Annotated in this window: 20 protein-coding genes; 8 read left to right on the top strand and 12 right to left on the bottom strand. The window is 65.3% G+C overall.

From position 1 onward, the window contains the following. Positions 1 to 137: 137 nt before the first annotated feature. Positions 138 to 527, bottom strand: coding sequence for a 2Fe-2S iron-sulfur cluster-binding protein (locus ACODS4_RS17325; RefSeq protein ID WP_488865810.1), 390 nt, complete (start codon positions 525 to 527; stop codon positions 138 to 140). 120 nt (positions 528 to 647) lie between these two features. Between ACODS4_RS17325 and pdeM the strand changes: the two genes are divergently transcribed. The 4 genes from pdeM to ACODS4_RS17305 all read left to right on the top strand — a co-directional run bounded on the left by pdeM (position 648) and on the right by ACODS4_RS17305 (position 4,750). Further along, complete coding sequence (gene pdeM / locus ACODS4_RS17320) at positions 648 to 1,403, top strand: ligase-associated DNA damage response endonuclease PdeM (RefSeq protein WP_488865808.1); 756 nt, start codon at positions 648 to 650, stop codon at positions 1,401 to 1,403. A 186-nt stretch (positions 1,404 to 1,589) separates the two neighbouring features. Beyond that, positions 1,590 to 3,047: a cryptochrome/photolyase family protein gene (locus ACODS4_RS17315; RefSeq protein WP_488865806.1), complete on the top strand. Its 1,458-nt coding sequence runs from the start codon at positions 1,590 to 1,592 to the stop codon at positions 3,045 to 3,047. 45 nt (positions 3,048 to 3,092) lie between these two features. Beyond that, positions 3,093 to 3,590 (top strand): Fur family transcriptional regulator, encoded by a 498-nt coding sequence (locus ACODS4_RS17310; RefSeq protein WP_488865804.1) that lies wholly within the window; start codon positions 3,093 to 3,095, stop codon positions 3,588 to 3,590. After that, positions 3,560 to 4,750, top strand: a complete 1,191-nt coding sequence (locus ACODS4_RS17305) for a CobW family GTP-binding protein (RefSeq protein WP_488865818.1) — start codon at positions 3,560 to 3,562, stop codon at positions 4,748 to 4,750. The genes ACODS4_RS17310 and ACODS4_RS17305 overlap by 31 nt, the downstream gene beginning before the upstream one ends. Before the next feature lie 6 nt (positions 4,751 to 4,756). Here the strand turns inward: ACODS4_RS17305 and ACODS4_RS17300 are convergent, their stop codons facing one another. From ACODS4_RS17300 to pdxH, 5 genes are all read right to left on the bottom strand, one after another. Beyond that, positions 4,757 to 5,989 (bottom strand): HD domain-containing phosphohydrolase, encoded by a 1,233-nt coding sequence (locus tag ACODS4_RS17300; RefSeq protein WP_488865802.1) that lies wholly within the window; start codon positions 5,987 to 5,989, stop codon positions 4,757 to 4,759. An 86-nt stretch (positions 5,990 to 6,075) separates the two neighbouring features. Next, positions 6,076 to 7,305: an SLC13 family permease gene (locus ACODS4_RS17295; protein WP_488865801.1), complete on the bottom strand. Its 1,230-nt coding sequence runs from the start codon at positions 7,303 to 7,305 to the stop codon at positions 6,076 to 6,078. A gap of 40 nt (positions 7,306 to 7,345) precedes the next feature. Further along, positions 7,346 to 8,170, bottom strand: a complete 825-nt coding sequence (locus ACODS4_RS17290) for an MBL fold metallo-hydrolase (RefSeq protein WP_488865799.1) — start codon at positions 8,168 to 8,170, stop codon at positions 7,346 to 7,348. A 74-nt stretch (positions 8,171 to 8,244) separates the two neighbouring features. Continuing rightward, positions 8,245 to 9,636 carry a methyl-accepting chemotaxis protein gene (locus ACODS4_RS17285; RefSeq protein ID WP_488865797.1) on the bottom strand — a complete coding sequence of 464 codons (1,392 nt, stop codon included), beginning with the start codon at positions 9,634 to 9,636 and terminating at the stop codon, positions 8,245 to 8,247. A gap of 303 nt (positions 9,637 to 9,939) precedes the next feature. Next, complete coding sequence (gene pdxH, locus ACODS4_RS17280; protein WP_488865795.1) at positions 9,940 to 10,539, bottom strand: pyridoxamine 5'-phosphate oxidase; 600 nt, start codon at positions 10,537 to 10,539, stop codon at positions 9,940 to 9,942. A gap of 165 nt (positions 10,540 to 10,704) precedes the next feature. Here pdxH and ACODS4_RS17275 point away from each other — a divergent pair, with 165 nt between their 5' ends. Together ACODS4_RS17275 and ACODS4_RS17270 are read left to right on the top strand one after the other, a co-directional pair. Further along, positions 10,705 to 11,178 carry an RT0821/Lpp0805 family surface protein gene (locus tag ACODS4_RS17275; RefSeq protein WP_488865793.1) on the top strand — a complete coding sequence of 158 codons (474 nt, stop codon included), beginning with the start codon at positions 10,705 to 10,707 and terminating at the stop codon, positions 11,176 to 11,178. Positions 11,179 to 11,220: 42 nt separating this feature from the next. Then, the gene (locus ACODS4_RS17270) at positions 11,221 to 12,174 is read left to right on the top strand and encodes a DnaJ C-terminal domain-containing protein (protein ID WP_488865791.1); all 954 of its coding nucleotides are present in this window, start codon (positions 11,221 to 11,223) and stop codon (positions 12,172 to 12,174) included. A gap of 77 nt (positions 12,175 to 12,251) precedes the next feature. On the opposite strand, the gene ACODS4_RS17265 is transcribed toward ACODS4_RS17270, so the two are convergent. Further along, positions 12,252 to 13,580 carry a YihY family inner membrane protein gene (locus ACODS4_RS17265; RefSeq protein WP_488865789.1) on the bottom strand — a complete coding sequence of 443 codons (1,329 nt, stop codon included), beginning with the start codon at positions 13,578 to 13,580 and terminating at the stop codon, positions 12,252 to 12,254. A gap of 106 nt (positions 13,581 to 13,686) precedes the next feature. On the opposite strand from ACODS4_RS17265, the gene fabI reads away from it, so the two are divergent. Together fabI and ACODS4_RS17255 are read left to right on the top strand one after the other, a co-directional pair. Beyond that, complete coding sequence (gene fabI / locus ACODS4_RS17260) at positions 13,687 to 14,535, top strand: enoyl-ACP reductase FabI (protein WP_488865787.1); 849 nt, start codon at positions 13,687 to 13,689, stop codon at positions 14,533 to 14,535. A 114-nt stretch (positions 14,536 to 14,649) separates the two neighbouring features. Next, positions 14,650 to 15,822, top strand: a complete 1,173-nt coding sequence (locus tag ACODS4_RS17255; RefSeq protein WP_488865786.1) for a hypothetical protein — start codon at positions 14,650 to 14,652, stop codon at positions 15,820 to 15,822. Between the two features lie 156 nt (positions 15,823 to 15,978). Here the strand turns inward: ACODS4_RS17255 and ftsH are convergent, their stop codons facing one another. From ftsH to tolB, 5 genes are all read right to left on the bottom strand, one after another. After that, the gene (ftsH, locus tag ACODS4_RS17250) at positions 15,979 to 17,913 is read right to left on the bottom strand and encodes an ATP-dependent zinc metalloprotease FtsH (protein ID WP_488865784.1); all 1,935 of its coding nucleotides are present in this window, start codon (positions 17,911 to 17,913) and stop codon (positions 15,979 to 15,981) included. A gap of 81 nt (positions 17,914 to 17,994) precedes the next feature. Continuing rightward, a complete protein-coding gene (tilS, locus tag ACODS4_RS17245; protein ID WP_488865782.1) occupies positions 17,995 to 19,359 on the bottom strand; it encodes a tRNA lysidine(34) synthetase TilS in 1,365 nt (454 codons plus the stop codon). Next, a complete protein-coding gene (ybgF, locus tag ACODS4_RS17240) occupies positions 19,347 to 20,201 on the bottom strand; it encodes a tol-pal system protein YbgF (RefSeq protein ID WP_488865780.1) in 855 nt (284 codons plus the stop codon). The genes tilS and ybgF overlap by 13 nt, the downstream gene beginning before the upstream one ends. Before the next feature lie 227 nt (positions 20,202 to 20,428). After that, positions 20,429 to 20,893, bottom strand: a complete 465-nt coding sequence (gene pal, locus ACODS4_RS17235; RefSeq protein WP_488865778.1) for a peptidoglycan-associated lipoprotein Pal — start codon at positions 20,891 to 20,893, stop codon at positions 20,429 to 20,431. A gap of 149 nt (positions 20,894 to 21,042) precedes the next feature. Then, a complete protein-coding gene (gene tolB / locus ACODS4_RS17230; RefSeq protein ID WP_488865776.1) occupies positions 21,043 to 22,395 on the bottom strand; it encodes a Tol-Pal system beta propeller repeat protein TolB in 1,353 nt (450 codons plus the stop codon).

The following is a 22,395-nucleotide window of genomic DNA, read 5'->3' as shown; positions in this document are numbered from 1 at the left end:
GATCCCCGCCTGCGCGGGGATGACGGAAAATCCGTTTTATTTCAATTGGTTGCAGAAAGAAAAAGATGTGTGAACGCTGTAGCGCTTCGCGGGAGAGGGTCAGGGAGGGGGCTGGCGACTCCTCAGGCCGAGACTCCTCAGGCCGACTTGCGCAGTTCCGGTTCGACGCCCGGCTCGCCGCTGAACTCGATGCGGATGTTCTCGTCGCGGACGATGAACTGGCAGGCCAGACGGTAGGGCGGCGGACGGTCGTTCACCTCGGCCTGGGCCAGCAGCTCCTTGGTCAGCTTGCCGTTGACCGACAGAGTGACTTTTTCCTTTTCCGTCAGGTGGATGGCCATCGGGGTCTTGCCGTCCAGATAGGTCACTTTGACGAGGCAGGAGCCGCACTCGCCGTCCTGGCACTGGAAGGGGATGGCGATGTCGTTCTTTTTCGCCAACGCCAGCAGCGTGCTGGTGTCGCCGGCGATGGCGTAGACGGTCACGTCTTTCGGCAGGGTCGGGCCTGCGAAGGTCACGGTGGCCATGGTCTTTCCTCCGGGTGTGGTGCGGGTGTGGTTGCGGGTTCGCCGCGACGGGCGTCGCGGCGGCCACGCCCCTCCGTGCAAGCTCTATGCCCACAATTTTTTTAAGGAATTGAGCCGCTCGTGACGAAAGACGGTGAACGAACAATGTCGGGTTTGCCGCAAGCCGACGCCCCACCCTGTCCGACTGACGACAGCCGGGCGGCGCTGACCCTGTGCGGGGCGGCCTTGCTGGCCGACGCCTCGGGCGCGCTGCTGTGGCCGGGCGAAGGGGTTCTGGCGGTCGCCGACCTGCATTTGGAGAAAGGATCGTCCTTCGCCGCGCGGGGCCGGATGCTGCCGCCCTACGACACGCGGGCGACGCTGGACCGTCTGGCGGCGGTGATCGAGCGGGAGCGGCCAAGCCGGGTGCTGTGCCTGGGCGACAGCTTCCACGACCACCGGGCGGGCGAGCGCGTCACGGCGGAGGACGCCGCGCGGTTGCGGGCGCTGACCGCCGCCGTCGATTGGGTGTGGATCACCGGCAACCACGACCCCGACCCGCCGGAGGGGTTGGGCGGGCGCGCCGCCGCCGAGGTTCGGCTCGGCCCGCTGGTGTTCCGGCACGAGGCGCAACCGGGCGCGGTGGGCGAGCTGTCCGGCCATCTGCACCCGGCGGCGGCGCTGGCGCTGACCGGGCGGCGGCTGCGCGACCGCTGTTTCGTCACCGACGGGGCCAAGCTGATCCTGCCCGCCTTCGGGGCCTTCACCGGCGGGCTGAACGTGCTGAATCCGGCCATCGCCGGGCTGCTGGGGCCGAACTTCCAGGTTCTGTTGACGGCGCGCGGTCGGGTCCATCGCTTCCCCCGCGACCGTCTGTCGCCGGATCGCGGCGGCTGACCCCCCTGGTCGAACCGGCCCAACCGCCTATATCCGAAGGCTAAGCAGAATTTCCGAACTCCGCCCACAGATGGGCGGGCTCGGAAATCCTGCAAAACCATAGAGTCCGCAGGTTTGCCCAGGCCGGGCCATATGTGGCCCGATCTGGGCAAACCTGCTTCGCCGCCCCTCGCACGAGCCGCCCTCATGCCCGCCCCCCCCAGCGCCACGCCGGTCATCGTCTGGTTCCGCAACGATCTGCGTCTGGCCGACAACCCGGCGCTCCACGCCGCCGCCAGCCTCGGCGCGCCGATCCTGCCGCTTTATGTGCTGGAGGAGGTCCCCGGCGACCCTCGCCCGCTGGGCGGCGCCTCGCGTTGGTGGCTGCGCGGCAGTCTGGAGCGGCTGGGCGCCGCCTGCGCCGCCCTGGGCGCGCCGCTGATTTTGCGGCGCGGCGATCCGGCGGCGATCCTGCCCGCCCTGGTCCGCGAGAGCGGGGCCGGGGCGGTGTTTTGGAACCGGCGCTACGCCCCCGCCCAGACCGCCCGCGACGCGGCGATCAAGCAGGCGCTGAAACGCGACGGGGTCGAGGCGCGCAGCTTCAACGCCAATCTGCTGGCCGAACCCTGGACCGTGCAAAATAAAAGCGGCGGACCGTTCAAGGTCTTCACCCCCTTCTGGCGCAGCCTGTCGGCCACGCTGGCCCCGCCCGCGCCCCTGCCCGCCCCCGCCCTGTTGCCCGCCCTGGCGACGCCGCCCGCCTCCGACCCGCTGGACTCCTGGGGCCTGTCGCCCACCGCGCCGGATTGGGCGGGCGGCTTGCGGGCGGCCTGGAGTCCGGGCGAGGCGGCGGCGCGCGACGGGCTGGCCGCGTTCCTCGACGGGCCGGTCGCCCGCTACCCGACCGAGCGCGACCGCCCCGACCAGGACGGCACCGCCCGCCTGTCGCCCCATCTGGCCTTTGGCGAGATCGGGCCGCGCCAGATCTGGCACGCCGCCCGCCACACGGCGGACGCCCACCCCGACCGGCAGACCGGCGTCGAGTCGTTTCTGCGGGAAATCGGCTGGCGCGAGTTCAATCACCATCTGCTGCACCACGCCCCCCACCTGGCCGACCAACCGCTGGACGAGCGGTTCGCCGCCTTCCCCTGGCGCGACGATCCCGCCGGGCTGGCGGCTTGGACGCGCGGGCGCACCGGCTATCCGATCGTGGACGCCGGGATGCGGCAGCTCTGGGAAACCGGCTGGATGCACAACCGGGCGCGGATGATCGCCGCCTCGTTCCTGGTCAAGGATCTGCTGCTGCCCTGGCGGACGGGGGAGCGCTGGTTCTGGGACACGCTGGTGGACGCCGATCTGGCCAACAACGCCGGGGGCTGGCAATGGACCGCCGGTTGCGGGGCCGACGCCGCCCCCTTCTTCCGCATCTTCAACCCGGTGCTGCAAGGCGAGAAGTTCGATCCCGAGGGCGATTACGTCCGCCGCTTCGTCCCCGAACTCCGCCGCCTGCCGCCGCGCTGGATCCACAAGCCGTGGGACGCGCCGCCGGAGATTTTGCGGCAGGCCGGGGTTCGTCTGGGCGAGAGCTACCCGCGCCCGATCATCGACCACGCGCTGGCCCGCGACCGGGCGCTGGCGCTGTTCGCCGAATGCAAGAATGGGTGAAAACGCCGCGTTGTGCGGCGCGTCGCGATGTTATAAAGTAACGCCATGAGCGCTCACCCCCACGCCAGCACCACCGCCGCGCCGCACGACCACGCCCATTGCGTCGCCGACGCGCTGACCCGCGCCGACGCGCTGTGCGCGGCGCGCGGCGCCCGCCTGACCATCCTGCGCCGCCGGGTGCTGGAACTGGTGTGGTCCAGCCACCGCCCGCGCGGCGCCTACGCCATTCTTGAGGATCTGAGCCAGCAGGACGGCAAGGCGACCGCGCCCTTGACCGTTTACCGCGCCCTGGAGTTCCTGGTCGAACAGGGGCTGGTCCACCGCATCGAATCGCTCAACGCCTATGTCGGCTGCGCCGCCCCCGGCGCCACGCATTCCGGGCAATTCCTGGTCTGTGAGGGCTGCGGCGACGCCGCCGAGATCGACGCCCCGTCAATCCGATCCGCCATCGACGCCGCCGCCGCCGGGCGCGGCTTCCGCGTGCAACGCCCCACCGTCGAGGTGCGCGGCGTCTGCAAAGACTGTCAGGAGAAACACCCGTGACCTCTCCCCGCCTGCCCGTTTCGGTGCTCACCGGCTTTCTCGGCAGCGGCAAGACCACGCTGCTGCAAGCGCTGCTGCGCCATCCCGCCATGGCCCGCACCGCCGTCATCATCAACGAGTTTGGCGAGGTCGGGCTGGACCATCTGCTGGTCGCCAAAGCGTCGGAAAACATGGTGCTGATGGACAGCGGCTGCCTGTGCTGCACCATCCGGGGCGATCTGGTGGACACGCTGCGCGACCTGTTCCTGAAGCGGGTGCGCGGCGAAGTGCCGGATTTCGAGCGGGTGGTGGTGGAAACCACCGGGCTGGCCGATCCCGCGCCGATCATCCACACGCTGATGACCGATCCGCTGCTGGCCGCCCGCTTCCGTCTGGACGGCGTGATCGCCACGGTGGACGCCGCCCACGGCTCCAGCCAGCTTGACCGCCAACCGGAAAGCGTCAAGCAGGCCGCCGTCGCCGACCGCATCGTGCTGACCAAGACCGACGTGGCCGCCCCCGCCGCGACCGTAGCGCTGATGAAGCGGCTGAACGCCATCAATCCGGCGGCCCCGATCATCCCCGCCGCCCATGGCGCCATCGACCCGGCCGTGCTGTTCGACGCCGGTCTCTACAACCCGGAGACCAAAAGCCCGGACGTCGTCCGCTGGCTGCGCGAGGAGGCGTATCGCGACGAGCAGGCGCGCGGCCATGAGCATCATGGGCATGAGCATGATGGGCATGACCATCATGAGCATGACCGCGCGCATGACGATCATCATCACGATCATGAGCATGGCGAGCATTGCGGCGCCGATTGCGGCCACGATCACCACCACCATGACGCCAACCGCCACGACGACCACATCCGCGCCTTCTGCATGGTGATCGACCGCCGAGTCCCCTGGAACGGCTTCGTCGATTTCATGGAGGCGCTGATCGCCCAGGGCGGCGACAATCTGTTGCGGGTGAAGGGGCTGCTGAACGTCCAGGAAAGCGACCTGCCGGTGGTGGTCCATGGCGTCCAGCATATGTTCCACCCCCCCGTCCGGTTGGAGGAATGGCCGAGCGAGGATCAACGCACCAAGCTGGTCTTCATCACCCGCGATCTGGGGCCGACGGTGATCGAACCGCTGTTCAACAGCCTGGTCTGGGGCGAGGGCGAGGCTCCGGCGGCGTAACGCCCGTCAGGCGTCGAGCGCGCCCTCGTCTTCATCGCGGAGTTCGTTCCAAATTCGGTCGAACTCCGCGTGCTTTTCGGCGAACAGCGCCATCAGGCGCGGGTCAAAATGGCGGGCCGGGTCAATTCGGTCGTCGCCCTGCGTCATGATCGACACCGCTTTTTCATGACTGAAGGACGGCTTGTAGGGGCGCTTGCTGCGCAGCGCGTCGTAGCAATCGGCGATGGACACGATGCGCGCGGCCAGCGGGATCTCCTCCCCCTTCAACTGGCCGGGATAGCCGGTTCCGGCCCATTGTTCGTGATGGCGCAGCGCGATTTCGGCGGCCATCTTCAGCCGGTCGGACGCCGACAGGATTTCATAGCCGTAGATCGGATGCCGCTTCATCTCGGCCAATTCGCGTTCGTCCAACCGCCCCTGCTTGTGCAGCACAGCCTGATCGACGCTCATCTTACCGACATCGTGCAAGGCGGCGGAAAAGCGGATTTCCTTGCAAAAGGCGCGCGAGCAGCCCGCCCAAACCGCCAGCGCGTGGGAATATTCGTTGACGCGCAGGATGTGATTGCCGGTGTCCTCGTCATGGACTTCGGCGGCCTTGGCCAGCAGATTGACCGAGACCATGAAGGCGCGCTCCGTCTCCACCTGCAATTCGGCGACGCGGCGGCGCTCCTGCGTCAGTTCGCGGTTGCGCTCCTTCAAACGCTCCAGCGTCGCCGTTCGCTCCAACGCCCGCCCGATCAGATGGTTGACCGGGGCGATCATCGCCTCGTGATCGGACTGGAAGGTCAGCGGCCCGCCATCGACGCCCGGTCGGCGGTTCATGAGTTGCACCACCCCAACCGGCTTGCCGCGAAAGCCCTTCAGGGCGAAGGCCATGATCGAACGGGTGCGAAAGCCGGTGCGCTGATCGAAACCAGGATTGAAGCGGTAGGGTTGGTTCCAGTCGATGGCGTAGGCGTCGTCGATCAGCACCGTCTCGCCGGTCATCGCCACATATCCGGCGATGGAGGTGGTGTTGAGGGGCACGGTGAAGGCGGCGGTCTTGGCGCGGATCACGTCGTTCTGGACGCTGACCGCCTCCAGATGCCGCGCCCGCCCCTGGCCGCGCAGCATGAACACGCTGCCCGCCTCGGCTTCCGTCAACTCGCGGCATTTGCGCAGCACACGGTCGCTCAGCGCCCGCAGGGACTGGTTGGGCGTCTGTTCGATGAATTCCAGAAACTGACCAACGAGACCCACGGCGTCCGCACTCCTCCAGAAACCCGCCCGCACGCTCTCAACCCTACCTCATGCGCGAAGCTTGGCAGAAGAAAGAACGCGCGCGATCAAACAAACGTCATCCACCCCCGCGCCCACAGCCAAAGGGCGGCGACGCCCATGGACAGCAGAGCCATCGGCACGCCGCAACGGGCGTGTTCGAGAAAACCCAGCCGCACGCCGGACGCCGCCGCCCGCTCCGCCACGATGATGTTGGCGAGGCTGCCGGGCAGCAGCAAATTTCCCGCCAGCGTCGTCAGCAGCGCCAAGCCGTACAGCGCCCCTTCGGGTGGCGCGGGCCACGCCGCCAGCAGCAGGATGACCGCCGGGACGTTGCCGATGCTGTTGCTGCCCGCCAGCGCCAGCGGCGCCATCACCGCCAGCCGGTCAGGGAGCCAACCCGCCGCCGTCAGATCGCCGATCAAGGCCGCCGGAAGGCCGGTCAACCCCAGCGCGTGGTTGATGGCGAACAACGCGGCGAACAGCACCAGCAGATGCCAATCCACCGTCCCCAGCATGTCGCGGCTGGCCATGCGTCGGCTTATCATCATGACGCCCGCCACCAGCAGCACCGCGTGCTCTTGCGGGATCGGCAGAGCGAACAGCGCCAGCTGAACCGCCGTGGCCGTCACCGCCTTGCCCAACTGCCAACGGTCCAACGGCGCCTCCGCCACTGGCCCGTCCCCTTGCGGCTCGCCGAAGCGGCCCCGCCAAGCCAGCCAGACCACGGCGTACACAATCAGAAGCGCCACAAGAGACGGAATCGCGCAAACCTCCAGAAAACGCCAGAAGTTGAGACGTCCGACTTGCCCAATCAGGATGTTCTGCGGGTTGCCGATCATCGTCGCCGCCGATCCGGCGTTCGCCGATCCGGCCAGCGCGATCAGATAGGGGCGCGGGTCGAGCCGCCGCGCCAACAGCCCGACGCACAGCATCGGCGTCATGGCGAACACCACCACGTCGTTGGCCAGCACCGCCGACAATCCACCACCCACCGCGACGATCACCGCCAAAAGCCGGGCGGGAGACCGCGCCGCCCGCGCCACCCGCAAGGCGCACCAATCGTAAAAACCGCTGCCCGCGTATTGCGCCGACAGAATCATCAGGCCCAACAGGATGAAGATGGTCGGAAAATCAATGGCCTCGACCGCCTGCTTGGTGTCGAGCGCGCCAACCGCCAACAACAGAATGGCCGCCACCAGCGCGATGCCGGTGCGGTCGATGCTGAGGCCGGGAAAGCGGCCCAGCGCCATGCCCAGATAGGTGACGGCGAACAGGCCGAGGATGGTGGCGGTCATGGAGAAAACCAATAGGAAGGACAGCGACCCTCCCTATAGCTCATCCCAAGACCACCGTCGTCCCTTCCCGTGCGGCGAAGCAATCGGGAAATTCGGCCCGCGCCGCCGCTTCGATGGAGGTCATCGCCGCGTCGTCATGGTCAGGATCGTGGTGGAACAGCCCCAGTCGCTTGACATGGGCCGTGCGGGCGATGCGCACCGCCTCCATCCAGGTTGAATGGCCCCAGCCGATTCGCTGCGTCCATTCTTCGTCAGTGTAGGTCGAATCATAGAGCAACAGATCGGCGCCATCGACCAGATTGAGGATGTTGCGGTCGATATGGTCGGTCACATGTTCGGTGTCGGTGACGTAGGCGACCGAATGCCCCTGATGCTCGATCCGATAGCCGGTGGCTCCATCGGGATGGTTGAGCGCGGCGGTGTGGATGCGCACGCCGCCCGCCAGCTTGAAGCTGTGGCCAGCCGGAATTTCGATAAAGCTGATGTCGCCGCCCATCGTGCGCAACGGCACCGGAAACAAGGGCCGCTCCATCTGGCGGGACATCACCGCCTCGATGTTTGGGCTGCCCATCAGATGGCCGGACATCACACGCAGGGAAAACCCTTTGGTGTAGGCTGGCGCGAAAAAGGGAAAACCGCTGATGTGGTCGAGATGGGTGTGGCTCAACAGCAAGGTCGCTGACGTCACGCCCTCCGCCAGCAGCTTGCGCCCCAGCGGACGCAGGCCGGTTCCCGCGTCCAGAATGATCCGCTGCTCGCCCGCGATCACCTCGACGCAAGAGGTGTTGCCGCCAAACCCCAGATGCGACGCCATCGGGCATGGGATGGTTCCCCGGACGCCCCAAAAGGTGACAGAAAACCCCATGCGTCGCCCCTTCACGCGCGATGACCCGCGCCCTTTTGCCGTTGTGGCGCGAGTTTAGCGCAAACGCGGCGCTCTTACACCTTATACGCCACGCGCAGACCGCCCCAATGGCGGCCACGCACCATCACCGGCGCGGAAACGTCCTTCATCAGCGCGAAATTGCCGCCGCCCATGTCGCGACGGTAGGTTTGCAGCAAAAATGGCTTCGTGTTGCGCCCGGCGGCCAAGCCGACGCGGTCGTTGAACATCCGTCGATTCCGGCAATTCGCGGCGTTCCACACGGGATCACGCCCCTGCGGCTGGCTGAATTTCCGGTTGTGAGTCGGCAGATAGCCGTTTTCGTCCAGCGCCACGCAAAAGACGATTCGCTCGTTCCCCGCCAACACCCGCTCTTGAATGTCGGGCAGCAGGCGGTCGCAAATCTGGGTGAAGCGCGTGGTGAATTGCTGAGGATCCGACCCCGACACCGGCTGGTAAGCGCGGTCGAACAGATCGGCTTCGCCCACCTCGCCACGGGCGACCGCGTCCTCGAACGCCGCTGAAACTTTAGCCGCCGCTTCCGTCACCATCTTGATGAAGGGGGTGTCGACCGTTTCAATGTTCAATTCAGCGGTGATGCCGATCAAACGCTCGCTCATGCCGACCAGGGTGTTCACCCGGTCGCGCGCTTGCGACAGGTTTTCACTCGACAGCTTCACGCCCACCGCCAGATCGGCGATCTCATGCTCAAGATCGGCGCAGTTGCTCCCGATTTCTGACGAAGCCGCTTCGATCTTGTCAGTTTCGCCGTGCAGTTCGCGCATCGCCCGACCAACCGTTTCGATCACCGCGCCGATGGCGGTGGTGCCCTCGCTCACCGCGCGGGCTTTGACCGCGCTGGCCGAGCTTTCGGTCATCAAGCGCTGCGCCTGCTCGTTCAAATATTTCAAAGTCGCGTCGATTTCCGTGGTCGCTTCGCTGGTCTTGGACGACAGCGCCTTGACCTCGTTGGCGACGACGGCGAAGCCGCGCCCGGCCTCCCCCGCCCGCGCCGCCTCGATCGTCGCGTTCAACGCCAGCAGGTTGGTCTGCTTGGCGATGGTGAAAATCTCCTTGGCGACCTTGCCGACGCGATCCAGCGCGCCGCGCAGCCCGACGATCTGCTGCTCGATCCCCGCCACCGACGACACCAGCGCGTGAATGTCGGCCAACGAGGTTTGAACCCGGTCGTGGGAGGTTTCAACCTCCTGCCGGGCCTGTTCGGTGACGGCGCGCGCGACGCTGGAAGCGGCGGAAATCCGTTGGGTGCTTTGCGACATCTTGGCGCCGGTGTCGCGCAACTCCGCAAAAACAGTGGATTGCCGGTTGACGCGCGCGTTGACGTCCTCGATGTGTCCAGCGATGTCCGCGATCTCAATGCCCAGATTGCCCGCCTCTTTGGCGATGTCTTCAATCAGGTGAGGCCGAATTCCGAACCCGCTGTCCATGTCCACCACCGTTTTTGTAGATTTGTTTCTGAACGTTCACTCCCGCGCACAATTATTACGCTCTTTGAGATTTCCCGCAACCGATGGAACCCCAAACTGAGGGGCCTACCCCTTGTCCATTGGTCGAATACCCAAGCGTAAATAAGCGCCTCAAGATTGTGCCAAATGTCATGAAAGCATAATATTCGGGTTTTCCCGGAACGGCGACCACCATTCTGATTGGGAGACGCGCGCAAAGACACGCGAAAAATGGATGCCGGAAGCGCGCCCGTTCGGTGGGCGCGCGCCGCGACGGACGGTCGCTCAAGGATAAAGCCGATCCGTAACCCACCCAGTCGCTTGCGACTCGTCCCTTCGATAGAGCAACCGGTCGTGCAAACGGAAGGGACGATCCTGCCAGAATTCAATCCGCGCGGGCAGAACGCGGAAGCCGGTCCAATGCGGCGGACGCGGCACCCGACCAATCGCGTGCTTGGCGGCGAATTGGGCCACCCGCTTTTCCAACTCCCACCGTCCTTCCAGCGGGCGCGACTGCTGCGAGGCCCAGGCGCCGATTCGGCTTTCGCGCGGACGGCTGTCGAAATAGGCGTCGGCCTCGGCATCCGTCACCCGCTCCACCCGGCCCTCGACCCGAATCGAGCGGCGCAGCGATTTCCAATGAAAGCACAGCGCCGCGTTGGCGTTGGCCAAAAGCTGTTCGCCCTTGCGGCTTTCCGTGTTGGTGTAGAAAACAAACCCCCGATCATCCACCCCCTTCAGCAACACCATGCGCACCGATGGCGCGCCCGCCGCGTCGGCGGTGGCGAGCGCCATGGCGTTCGGGTCGTTCGGCTCGCTCCGTCCGGCCTCGTCCAGCCATTCGGCGAACAGCTCATACGGATTGCGGTCACTCGTGTCGGTCATCGCGGATCGTCCTGTTTCATCCGGGGGCAAGGGCGGGCTGTTGTGAAAAACGATGGCGCCCACCGTCATGCCAATTCACAGCAAGGATAGGGTCGCTTATATCACTGTCCACCACCGCGCCATCGGATAAGGCGTTGGCGGCACCCAAACCTTTTTGAGGCGCAGATGTTCGTGAAGAAACTCGTCCCGACCGTTCTGGCCGTGGCCCTGCTCGCCGGTTGCACCACCGGCGGCGCCAAAGAAACCTTCGGCACGGTCGGCGGCGCCGTGGCCGGCGGCCTGATCGGGTCGCAGATCGGCGGCGGATCGGGCAAACTGATCGCCACCGGCGTCGGCACGCTGCTGGGCGCGTTCGTCGGCAAGGAGATCGGCGCGTCGTTGGACAAGGCCGACGCCGATTTCGCCAGCACCGCCGCGCGCCGCGCCTACGCCGCCCCGGTGGGCGACCGAATCGCCTGGAACAACCCGCAATCGGGCAATTCCGGCACCGTCACCACCACCCGCGACGGCTACAGCAACACCGGAACCTACTGCCGCGAGTATCAACAGACGGTCACGGTTGGCGGTCGGACGGAGCTTGCTTACGGAACCGCTTGCAAACAACCCGATGGAACGTGGAAGATCATCGCCAATCAGTAACCTTTTGATGCCCCCACTCTTGGGGGCAGGATTGCTTCGCCCGTGGCCACGCGTGACCCCTACAGCGTTCTTGGCGTCAGCCGATCATCCAGCGCCGATGACATCAAGAAGGCGTACCGGAAACTTGCCAAGCTGCATCACCCGGATCTGAAACCGGGCGACGCCGCCAACGAGGAGCGCTTCAAGGAGATTTCAGCGGCGTACACCCTGCTGTCCGACTCCGAGAAGCGCGCCAAGTTCGACCGGGGGGAGATTGACTCCTCGGGCCAGGAACGTCATGCGGGTCCGCGCGGTCATGCCGGGCGCGGGCGCGCTTACAGCGGCAGCGCTGATGACTCATTCTTCTCTGGCGGCGGCGACGATTGGTTTTCCGACCTGTTCGGCGGCGCCCGCCGTCGCGGCGGGGCGGGGGCCGGCGCCAGCGGCGGCGGCGCGTCGTCAAATGGGCCGAAGGTGCGCGGCAGCGACATCGCCTATTCGGTGACGGTTCCCTTCGTGGAGGCCGCCCAAGGCACCAAGCGGCGCATCAGCCTGTCCAACGGCAAAAGCATCGACGTGGCGGTTCCCCCCGGCACGGAGAACGAACAGAAGCTGCGGCTGAAGGGCCAGGGGCTGCCCGGCATGGGCGGCATGCCCAACGGCGACGCCATCATCGAGGTTCATGTCGAAGCCCACCCCTTCTTCACCCGTCAGGACGGCGACATCCATGTCGAGGTGCCGATCACCCTGAACGAGGCGGTTTTGGGCGCCACCATCCATGTGCCGACGATCAGCGGCAAGGTGGCGGTGAAGGTGCCGCCCGGCGCCAACACCGGATCGGTCCTGCGCCTGCGCGGCAAGGGCGTCGCCAGCCAATCCGGCGGAACGGCGGGCGACCAGTATGTGAAGCTGAAGGTCATGCTGCCCGACCCGCCCGACGCCGAACTGGTCAAGTTCATGGAGCAATGGTCCAAGACCCGCAGCTACGACGTCCGCAAAAAGGCCGGATTGGACTGATAGCCTGATTGACCTGCGCGACAGGTGAGAGCGGCCCGCCATTTGTGGCGGGCCATTTTCTTTTCAACCCAAGCCCCTTACCCCTTCACCGCGCGAACCGACAGCGTGGTTGCGCCGTTCGCTTCCGCCACGCCATCGGCCAACAGGCTCTTGATCGGCACGTTCAACACCTCGCCCTGACGTCCGTCAGCCACTTCCAGAAGACGGGCGGCGCGCTCCTGCCACGGGTGGTTCATGTCGCCAAGTTCCCGCACCGATCCACGCATGCCGATTCCCAGCGCCTTGATGAGGTCGAGCAGAGTCGATTCGGCCAGATCACGAGTCGTCACCCACGAATCGCGGGTGGTGTGGGCGACCCAATGGGCGTCGAGCAGTTGGTCCAGAATGCCGTCGATCAACAGGCTTCCCACCGGCACCCGCGCCACCAGCGTCCGACGCGGCAACCCAACGCCAAGCCGACTCGCCTCCTTCAACTCAGCCAGAACGGCCAACGCCAACGCCAGCCGTTGGGCCGGCGACAAGCCTTCCGGCCCGCCGCGCGTGATCTTTCCCGCCCGCCACTCCGGCAAGGAGGCCGTCACCACCGCGCCGAACAGCACGGTCGACCAAGCGATGTAGAGCCAAAACAGAAAGATCGGGACGGTGGACAGCGCCCCATAGATGGTCTGATAGGCCGGGTATTCGCGCATGTACCAGGCGAACACCGCCTTTGATCCCTCCAGCAACACCGCTCCCACCGCGCCGCCGCAAAAGGCGTCAAGCCAGAACACCTCGCGGTTGGGAATGATGAGGTACAGCAGCGAGCAGCCGATGAGTTGCAGCGCCAGCGGCAGCAGAACGCCAAACCCGGCCAAGGGGTAAGCCACGCCGTCGAGATGGGCGAACTCCAGCGCCGTCCACAGCGTGCTTGACAGCGACAGGCTGGCTCCGACGAACAGCGGCGTCAGCGACACCACCGCCCAGAAGGACAGAATGCGGGTGACGTAGGAACGCGGCTCGCGCACCCGCCAGACGGTGGCGAAGGCCCCCTCGATGGTCCAGATCAGCAGCACCGCCGACACCGCCAGCCCAATAACGCCAAAAATTGGCATCTGCCCGGCGTTGGCCATGAAGCGGCCCAGATAATCCAGAATCGCGTCGCCAATCTCCGGCACCAGATTTTTGAAGATCGTCATCTGGATTTGCGTCTGCAAAGCGCTGAAGGCCGGAAAGGCGGAGAAGATGGCGAAGCCGATGGTCATCAGCGGCACGATGGCCAACAGCGAGGTGTAGGTCAGCGACGCGGCGGTCTGAAAACAATTGTCGTTGTAAAAACGCAGCATCGAATGACCGAAGAAGCCGCCCAGGTCACGCAGGCGCGCGACCGCTCGGCGCGCCTGACCCACCCCTCGATCAGTCGCCGTCATGGCGAATCTCCTGCTCTGAATTCTGCGGCGTCGGTTTGACCGGGCGACGCTTTCGTGTAGGATGCGCCCCACTTTTCGCGGCAATAGCCCAGTTCACGAGGTACCAATGTCCAATCCGATGCCGCTGATGGCTGGCAAGCGTGGCCTGATTATGGGCGTGGCGAACGACCGCTCGATCGCCTGGGGGATTGCGTCCACCCTGGCCCAGCACGGGGCGGAGTTGGCCTTCACCTATCAGGGCGACGCCCTGTTGAAGCGGGTGAAGCCGCTCGCCGATCAGGTTGGCGCGCGCCTTGTCCTGCCGTGCGACGTGACGGACGAGGCCAGCATCGACGCGACCTTCGCCGCCATTGAAGCGGAGTGGGGCAAGTTGGATTTCGTGGTTCATGCGATCGCGTTTTCCGACAAGAACGAGTTGGATGGCCTGTATCTCGACACCACGCGGAGCAACTTCCTCCGCACCATGGACATTTCCTGTTACTCCTTCACCGCCGTGGCGCAACGCGCCGTGCCGTTGATGACGGATGGCGGCAGCATGCTCACTCTATCCTACTATGGGGCTGAGCGCGTCATGCCGCACTACAACGTGATGGGCGTCGCCAAGGCCGCCTTGGAAGCCAGCGTGCGTTACCTCGCCGTCGATCTGGGGGGCCGGGACATCCGTGTCAACGCCATTTCCGCCGGTCCCATCAAGACGCTGGCCGCCAGCGGCATCGGCGATTTCCGCTACATCCTGAAATGGAACGAGCTGAACGCTCCGTTGAAGCGCAACGTCACCATCCAGGAGGTCGGCGGCGCGGGGTTGTTCCTGTTGTCCGATCTGGGCGCCGGCGTCACCGGCGAGGTGATGCATGTGGACAGCGGCTATCACACCGTCGGCATGGTCGCCGTCGATGAGGCCGCTGGAGTCGCCCAGCTTCTGAACTCGCTGGGCGGCACACCAAAAGCTGATTGATTCACAACCGTGTGAGCCAAGATTGCAAAGGGGGATCGCTGAGCCGATCCCTCTTTGCGTTTGCGTTCGCGCCGTTTATGCTCTGCCCATAATTCCTGGAATCGGGTAATTTTGATGCGCGCTCGCAAGACTATGGATTCGGTCTCCCCGATTCTGGAACAGATCCTCTACGGCGGCTCCAGCGTGTCGATGAATCTCATCGCGATCACGCGCGAGATCCCCGAAGAACAGAGAATGTTCAAGGCCCAGGGTTTGAACAATTCAATCCTGTTCAAATACCCCAGCTTCAACGGTCTTGACGATGGCGGCGGCGGTCCGATCTCCGGCGACGACGAGGTCAGCGAAGGCGGCGGACGGCCGGTCGAAACGGGCATCTATGTGCCGCACAACGCCAAATCCCCGGAATCCGGCGGCATCGCCGTCTATCTGCGGGGCCACAACAGTGAGTTGTTGCTGGAAGAGCAGTTCGGCATCAAGAACGGCCCGGCGGAAAACGGCATCATCGGCGACATGAAGATGCTGTCGATGATCGACGAGGTGCCGTCGCTCGACGCCTTCCTGTTGAAAACATGCTTTGAGGCGGAAAAGGTCAACGTCGATCCCCGTCATTGGCTCATCAGCAACGAGGAAGACCATCAGCTTCGCCGCCTTATCCGCGCCCGCATTGAACCCATTGTCCGCAAGGCTCTGGGCGGCGGCGGCGGGGGCGGCAACGCCCAGAGCATCGAACGCTTCCTCGAAGCCATCTGGAATCCCAATCTGGAAGAGGCGGGGTTGTTCGTCTCCGCCTTTGGCATCGAACGCAGCGAAGCCGACACGATTTTCAGCGCCTGGAAGGGAACCACCTTCTACGAATACCAGTTGCGCCGCATCGCCCCGCGCGCACGCGTGATCCTGAACTGGCTGAAATCCAAGGACTGCGTGCCGGTCGACATCCGCATGCACAAGCCCTATGAAACCCAACTGCTGATGCACATCGAAAAGGTGGGCAAGCTGCTGGACACCACCTTGATGGACATCCGGGGCATTCTGGCCGATTACGAAACGGCCTTCAGCTCGTTCATGGCTGGAAAGCCCGAACCCTTCCGCGAGTATCTGCGCACCATCCGGTCGCGCTACTGGCTGCTTGGCTATTGCGTGTCGGCGCTGACCAGCGTGTCGCATCTCGACGCCCGTTGCATGAAAAACACGCCCTCGCGCAAGCTGTATTTTGAAGGCACCCAAAAGCTGCTGCGTCAGTTCGACATCGCGCTGGACCGTCGGCGCGAGCAAAAGGGGTCTTTCTAAAGCTCCTCCAGCGCCATCACGCAAAAAGCCGACGCGTCCACAGGGCGCGTCGGCTTTTTTGTGCGTGAACAATCGTCTACGCCACTCCTTGACCGCCAAGTCCTCGCCCGCCAAACCTGCCGGAGACAAAACGCCTCCGGCAAGCCTGGTCGGCGATCAGGTTCCCTGCGGCTCCGGCCCCATGCCGCCTTCCTTCCCGCCGGTGGGCGGAACGGAGGACCGGCGGCCCGAAGTCGGCTGACGCGGCGGGGCGGGTGTGTAGCTTTCCCGGTCCTCGTCGCGGATGATCGGTTCGCCGCGCAGCAGGCGGTTGATGTCCTCGCCGCTCAGCGTCTCGAACTCCAGCAAACCCTTGGCCAGCGCGTGCAACTGATCGATGTTCTCGGTCAGGATCTTGCGGGCCTTTTCATAGCTCTCGTCAACGATCCGACGGATTTCCTCGTCCACCGTCTGCGCCGTGCGGTCCGACATGTTCTTGTGCTGCGTCACCGAATGGCCGAGGAACACCTCCTGCGTCGGTTCGCCGTACAGGAGCGGGCCGAGCTTCTCGCTCATGCCCCATTCCGTGACCATGCGGCGGGCCATTTCGGTCGCCATCTTGATGTCGCCCGAGGCGCCGGTCGTCACCCGATCCTTGCCGAAGATCAACTCTTCGGCGATGCGACCGCCCATGGCGACGCACAAATCGGCCAACAGCTTGGCCTGCGACAGCGAAATCCGGTCGCCTTCCGGCAGACGCATCACCATGCCCAGGGCGCGACCGCGCGGGATGATGGTGGCCTTGTGGACCGGATCGCTGTCCGCGCTGTGGACGGCGCAGATGGCGTGACCGGCCTCATGATAGGCGGTCAGCTTCTTCTCATCCTCCGACATGACCATGGAGCGGCGCTCGGCCCCCATCATGACCTTGTCCTTGGCGTTCTCGAACTCGCTCATGCCGACCACGCGCTTGCCGATGCGGGCCGCCAGCAGCGCCGCCTCGTTCACAAGGTTGGCGAGATCGGCGCCCGAAAAGCCCGGCGTGCCGCGCGCGATCACCTTGGCGTCGACGTCCGGAGACAGCGGCACCTTGCGCATGTGGACCTTGAGGATCTTCTCGCGGCCCAGCACGTCGGGGTTGGGCACCACGACCTGGCGGTCGAAGCGTCCCGGACGCAGCAGCGCCGGATCAAGAACGTCGGGGCGGTTGGTGGCGGCGATCAGGATCACGCCCTCGTTCGCCTCGAACCCGTCCATCTCGACCAGAAGCTGGTTCAGCGTCTGCTCGCGCTCGTCGTTGCCGCCGCCCAGGCCAGCGCCACGATGGCGGCCCACCGCGTCGATTTCATCGATGAAGATGATGCAGGGGGCGTTCTTCTTGCCCTGTTCAAACATGTCACGCACGCGGGACGCGCCGACGCCGACGAACATTTCAACGAAATCCGAACCGGAAATCGTGAAGAACGGCACATTGGCTTCGCCAGCCACCGCGCGCGCGGTCAACGTCTTGCCGGTGCCGGGCGGGCCGACAAGCAGGCAGCCCTTCGGAATCTTGCCGCCCAGACGCTGGAACTTCTGGGGATCCTTCAAGAACTCGACGATTTCCGTCAGTTCCTGCTTGGCTTCGTCGATGCCCGCGACGTCGTCGAAGGTGACGCGGCCAACCTTTTCGGTCAGCAGGCGCGCCCGCGACTTGCCAAAGCCCATGGCCTTGCCGCCGCCCGACTGCATCTGACGCATGAAGAAAATCCACACGCCGATCAACAGCAGCATCGGGAACCAGGACAGCAGCACCGAGAACAGCGACGGGACGTTGCTGTCGTCGGGGACCGCGCTGATCCGCACGTTCTTGTTGGTCAGACGCTCCACCAGCCCGGCTTCGGGCGGAATGAAGGTGCTGAAGGAGCGGCCATCGCTGAAATGGCCGGACACTTGGTTGCCCTTGATCTGGACATCGGCAACCTGCCCCCGATCCACTTCGGCGAGAAGCTCGCTGAACGGAACGGTCGTTTGCGGGCTGCGGGTCGAAGAGCTCTGGAACAGGTTGAACAGGGCCACCAACAGCAGCCCTATGATGATCCAGAGGGCGAGATTCTTGCCGAAATTGTTCACGTCACACGCCTTTCTGCGAACCCATCGCCGTGCGGTGCGCCGACAAGGCCGCACCCCGGTCTCCACGGGCACGTTCTCAGATTAAATAATGCCGCCGCCCGCCAAAACAACCGGAAAAGCTGGCCCCGCCAACGGCAAGGCCGGAGAAAAGCGCACAAGGTCGGTCATCGGTTGGTCATCCCCGGCAAATCCCAGCGTCGGAACCGCCAGCAGCCGCCCATCCGACCACAGACCTGGCAGTGTTTCCCGCACCGTCGCATGCAGATCAAGCCGCCGCAACTCGGGTTTTTCCGCGACCACGCGCGACCAGGCGGAAACGCCCAAACGCGCCACCTCCACGGGCGTCCGCCGCTCGGCGGACGGCGTGACGGTGAAGCGGCGATCCCACCACACGCTTTGCCCAGGCGGGACAACGCAACGTTCGACGGCGGCCTCGGCCTCGCGGGCGATCAGGATGGCCGCCCGACGGCGGAGCACCCGACACCCCGCCAGCGTCCGCCCCCGCTCCATCCCCATCCGCAGCTCGCCATAGAGCCGTTCCACCGCCGCGTCGCGGATCGGGCGCGCCCCGCCGCCGACGACGGTCAGACACCGGGTCAACGCCCGCAAGGCGATCTCCTCCGGGGCCTCCGCCAAGGGCGCGGGGTCCAGATGGATCCAGCCTTCGGGATGGAGCGACGCCGCCACGGCCAACAGATCCGCCGTCACGCGGTCCAGCGCGGCGCGGGCGCGGGCGGCGCGGCGGGCGGTTTCGACCAATCGTTCGGCGGTCAACCCCTCCTCGGCCAACAAAGAGCCAACCGCGCGCAAACGGGCGCGGGCGAAGCGCGGGTTTTGGTTGGAAGGATCCTCGACCCACCCCACCCCCGCCGCCCGGCAGGTCGCCAACAGCCGCTCATGCGGCAAATCCAGACAGGGGCGGATCAACCGGATGGGTCCGGCGGGACGACTCGGCGCCATCCCGGCCAGCCCATCCACCCCGGATCCGCGCGACAAACGCAGCAGAACGGTTTCCGCTTGATCCTCTTGATTGTGGGCCAGCGCCAAACAAGGGACGCCCGCCTCGACGCAAGCGGCGATCAGCAAACGATGCCGGGCTTCCCGCGCCGCCGCCTGAAGACCGGCGTTGGGCTTCTCCCCCTCCCAGCGCAACAGGCGGTGGGGAACGCCGATCCGCGCCATCGTCTGGGCGACCCCGGCGGCTTCCATCGCCGATTCCGGGCGCAAGGCGTGATCGACCGTCAGCGCCAACAGCGCCCCGCCCCGCCCCGTCGCCCAGCGATGCAGAAGAAGGGTCAGGGCCAGACTGTCGCCGCCGCCCGAAAGACCAACCGCCAGCCGAGGGGCGGACTCAAAACCAGCCAGACGCGCCATGCGGCTGGCGAACTCCGCGTCGGAAACCGGAGCCGCCGCCGCTGGCGCCGGGCGGGTCGTCAGGTCGGGCAATTGATGCGCTTACGCTCCGTGTCGGCGCGGCGCTTCACGCTGGCCGAGGCTTCCGGGAACTTGGTCATCAACTGGTTGAAGGCGGTGCAAGCGTCCGACTTTTTGTTCAACTGCTGCAAGGTCATGCCGAGTTTCAGCAAGCTGTCCGGCGCCTTCGGGTTTTTGGGATATTTTGACAAATTCTCGGCGAAGGCCTGCGCCGCTTCCGGGAATTTCTTGCGAACGTAATAGCTTTCGCCCAGCCAATATTGCGCGTTGCTGGCGTAAGCGTGGGTTTTGTTCTTGGCGATGAACTCCTGCAACGCCTTCTCCGCTTTGTCATAGTCCGACTGACGCAGCAGTTCAAAAGCGTGCTCATACTGCTTTTCCGGCGTGGCGTTGGCGGGCAACGCCGCAACGGCGGACGGTTTTTCCGGCGCCTTGTCCGGCGCGCGTTCCTGCGGCTTGTCCGGCCCCTTGGCCGTCTTCGACGGCCCCAACGCGCTGTCGCCCATGGCGTTGCCGCCCATCGCCCCGCCGCCCTTGGACTCCATGTCCTTCAGGCGAAAATCGATGTCGCCGTTCATCTTTTCCAGACGTTCGCGCAGTTGCGAGATCTGATACGTGGTCTCCTCATAGCGCCCGGTCATCACCGACACGTCGCGCTCCAGACGCTGCAAACGAACCTCGAAATCGGCGGCGAGCGACGAATCCTGAGCCACCTGCACAGTTCCGCCAAGCGCGGCGACCTGCCCCTCCAACCGCTGAACACGGTCCAATTGAGACGCCGTTTGAGCAAAGGCGGAGGTCCCGCACAGCAAACCGCTCAGCAGCAGAGCGGTGAAGGAGGTGACTTTGGTCATGCGCAATCTTCCTGTCCGGGCTTGAGGATCCCGTTGTGACGGTGCCAAGTCAAAAAGGCAAAGTGATGACGGCTGTTTAGCAGAAGACGCCGCCGGGCGCACCCGCGCCGATCACCCCTCCCGACCAAAGAAGGCGGAACGATCCCCTTTCTGGGCGAAAAAAAACGCCGCGCCTGGTTTCCCAGACGCGACGTTCCTTTGAACCCGAACGGTTCCGCGCCGACTTATCAGTCGACGACGGTCACGCCACGGCGGTTCTGCGACCAGGCGGCTTCGGTCGAACCGACGACGGCCGGCTTTTCCTTGCCGTAGGACACGACCTTGACGCGGTTGGCCGGGACGCCCTTGGCGGCCAGGTAGTTCTTCACCGAGTTGGCGCGACGCTCGCCGAGCGCCAGGTTGTACTCGCGGGTGCCGCGCTCGTCGGCATGGCCTTCGACGGTCACAGTGACCGAACCGTAGGTCTGCATCCACTTGGACTGGCGGTCCAGGGTGGCGCGGGCTTCCGGCGACAGGTCATAGCGGTCCAGACCGAAGAAAACACGGTCGCCCACGTTGACGGCCAGGTCTTCCTGCGAGCCGGGACGGATCGCGGTCGAGCCGGTGGCGGCGCCGGTGTTGGCGTCCTTCGGAGCGGTTTCGCAGGCGGCGAGCAGAGCGACGGCGGCCAAAGCCAGGAATTTCATGCGCATGTTCAGGGACCCCTTGAAAACGACGTCAATTGATTTGGTCGGAAAAGCATGATGAGGGCCGCTCTTCTTCGCCAACCCCGACGAAAAACCGACGTCCGACCGTCGTCTGAAGCCTTGCCCTCTCGCTGCCGCAAAATAGGAGCAGTTGATTAGGGAATCAAGGGCGACCATGCCGGATCGGACGCGTCCAACGGCGTGCTGACGCGGCGTTCGTTCGCCCCCGTAATGTCGATGGAATAAAGCTTGGCGTTCCGTCCGCGACCGTCACCCGACGGCAAGTCTTTGAAAAACATCAAGACGCGGCCATTGGGCGCCCAGGTCGGGCCTTCCACATGATAGCCTTCGCTCAAGATTCGCTCGCCCGAACCGTCCGGGCGGATCACGCCCACTGCAAAGCTGCTACCACGCTGGCGCGTGAATGCGATCAAATCGCCGCGCGGCGACCACACCGGCGTGCCGTAACGCCCCTCGCCAAAGCTCAAACGCTTCACGCCCGACCCGTCGGCGCCCATCAGATAAAGCTGTTGGCTGCCGCCCCGGTCCGACTCGAAGACGATGCGCTGGCCGTCCGGCGAATAGCTGGGCGCGGTGTCGATGCCCGGCGAATCGGTCAACTGGGTCTGGCGGCGAGTCCGCAGATCCAGCGTGTAGATGTCGGTGTTGCCGTTCTGCGCCATGCTCATGATGACGCGGTTGCCGTCGGGCGAGAAGCGCGGGGCGAAGGTCATGCCGGGAAAATCGCCCAGCACCTCTTGCCGACCGGTGTCGATGTTGAACAGATACACGCGCGGCTTCTTGTTGAAGTACGACATGTAGGTGATTTCCTGAGTCGTCGGCGAGAAGCGCGGCGTCAGGACCAAGGACTGCCCGTCGGTCAGGAACTGGTGGTTCTCACTGTCCTGATCCATGATGGCGAGCTGCTTCTTGCGCACGTTCGCCGGGCCGGATTCGGCCACATAGACGATGCGCGTGTCGAAATAGCCGTCCTCGCCGGTCAGACGCTTATAAATGGCGTCGGCGACGATGTGGGCGATGCGGCGCCATTCCTGGGGCGGGGCGGTGTAGCTCAGCCCGTGCATGTATTGGCTGGACGCGATGTCCCACAGGCGGAAATCCACCTTCATGCGGCCATCGGACCCGGTGGTGGTGTTGCCCGCGACCAGCGCCTGCGCGCCCAGCGCCTTCCAATCCTGGTAACGCGGATCGCCGGTGCGAAGCTGTTCAGGCGTTTGCAGGAAGCCGCGCGGGTCGAGCCGGCGGAACAGGCCAGACCGTTCCAGATCGGCGGAAATCACCTTGGCGATGTCGGCCCCGGTCTGAGCGTCGCGACCACCGGCTCCGGCGAAGCTGGTGATGGCGATGGGCAGCGGTTCGACCACGCCCCGCGTGATGTCGATGCGCAACTCGGCGCGCGCCTCCTGCGGAGCGGCAACGCCGAGGGACAAGAGAAGCGCGCCGGTCAGGCCAGCGAGCTTCAGCATAAGCCTCGTCTTCGTCGTCAT

This window comes from Azospirillum sp. FG154 (assembly GCF_057809575.1).
This window is presented reverse-complemented; position numbering and strand designations above follow the sequence as displayed.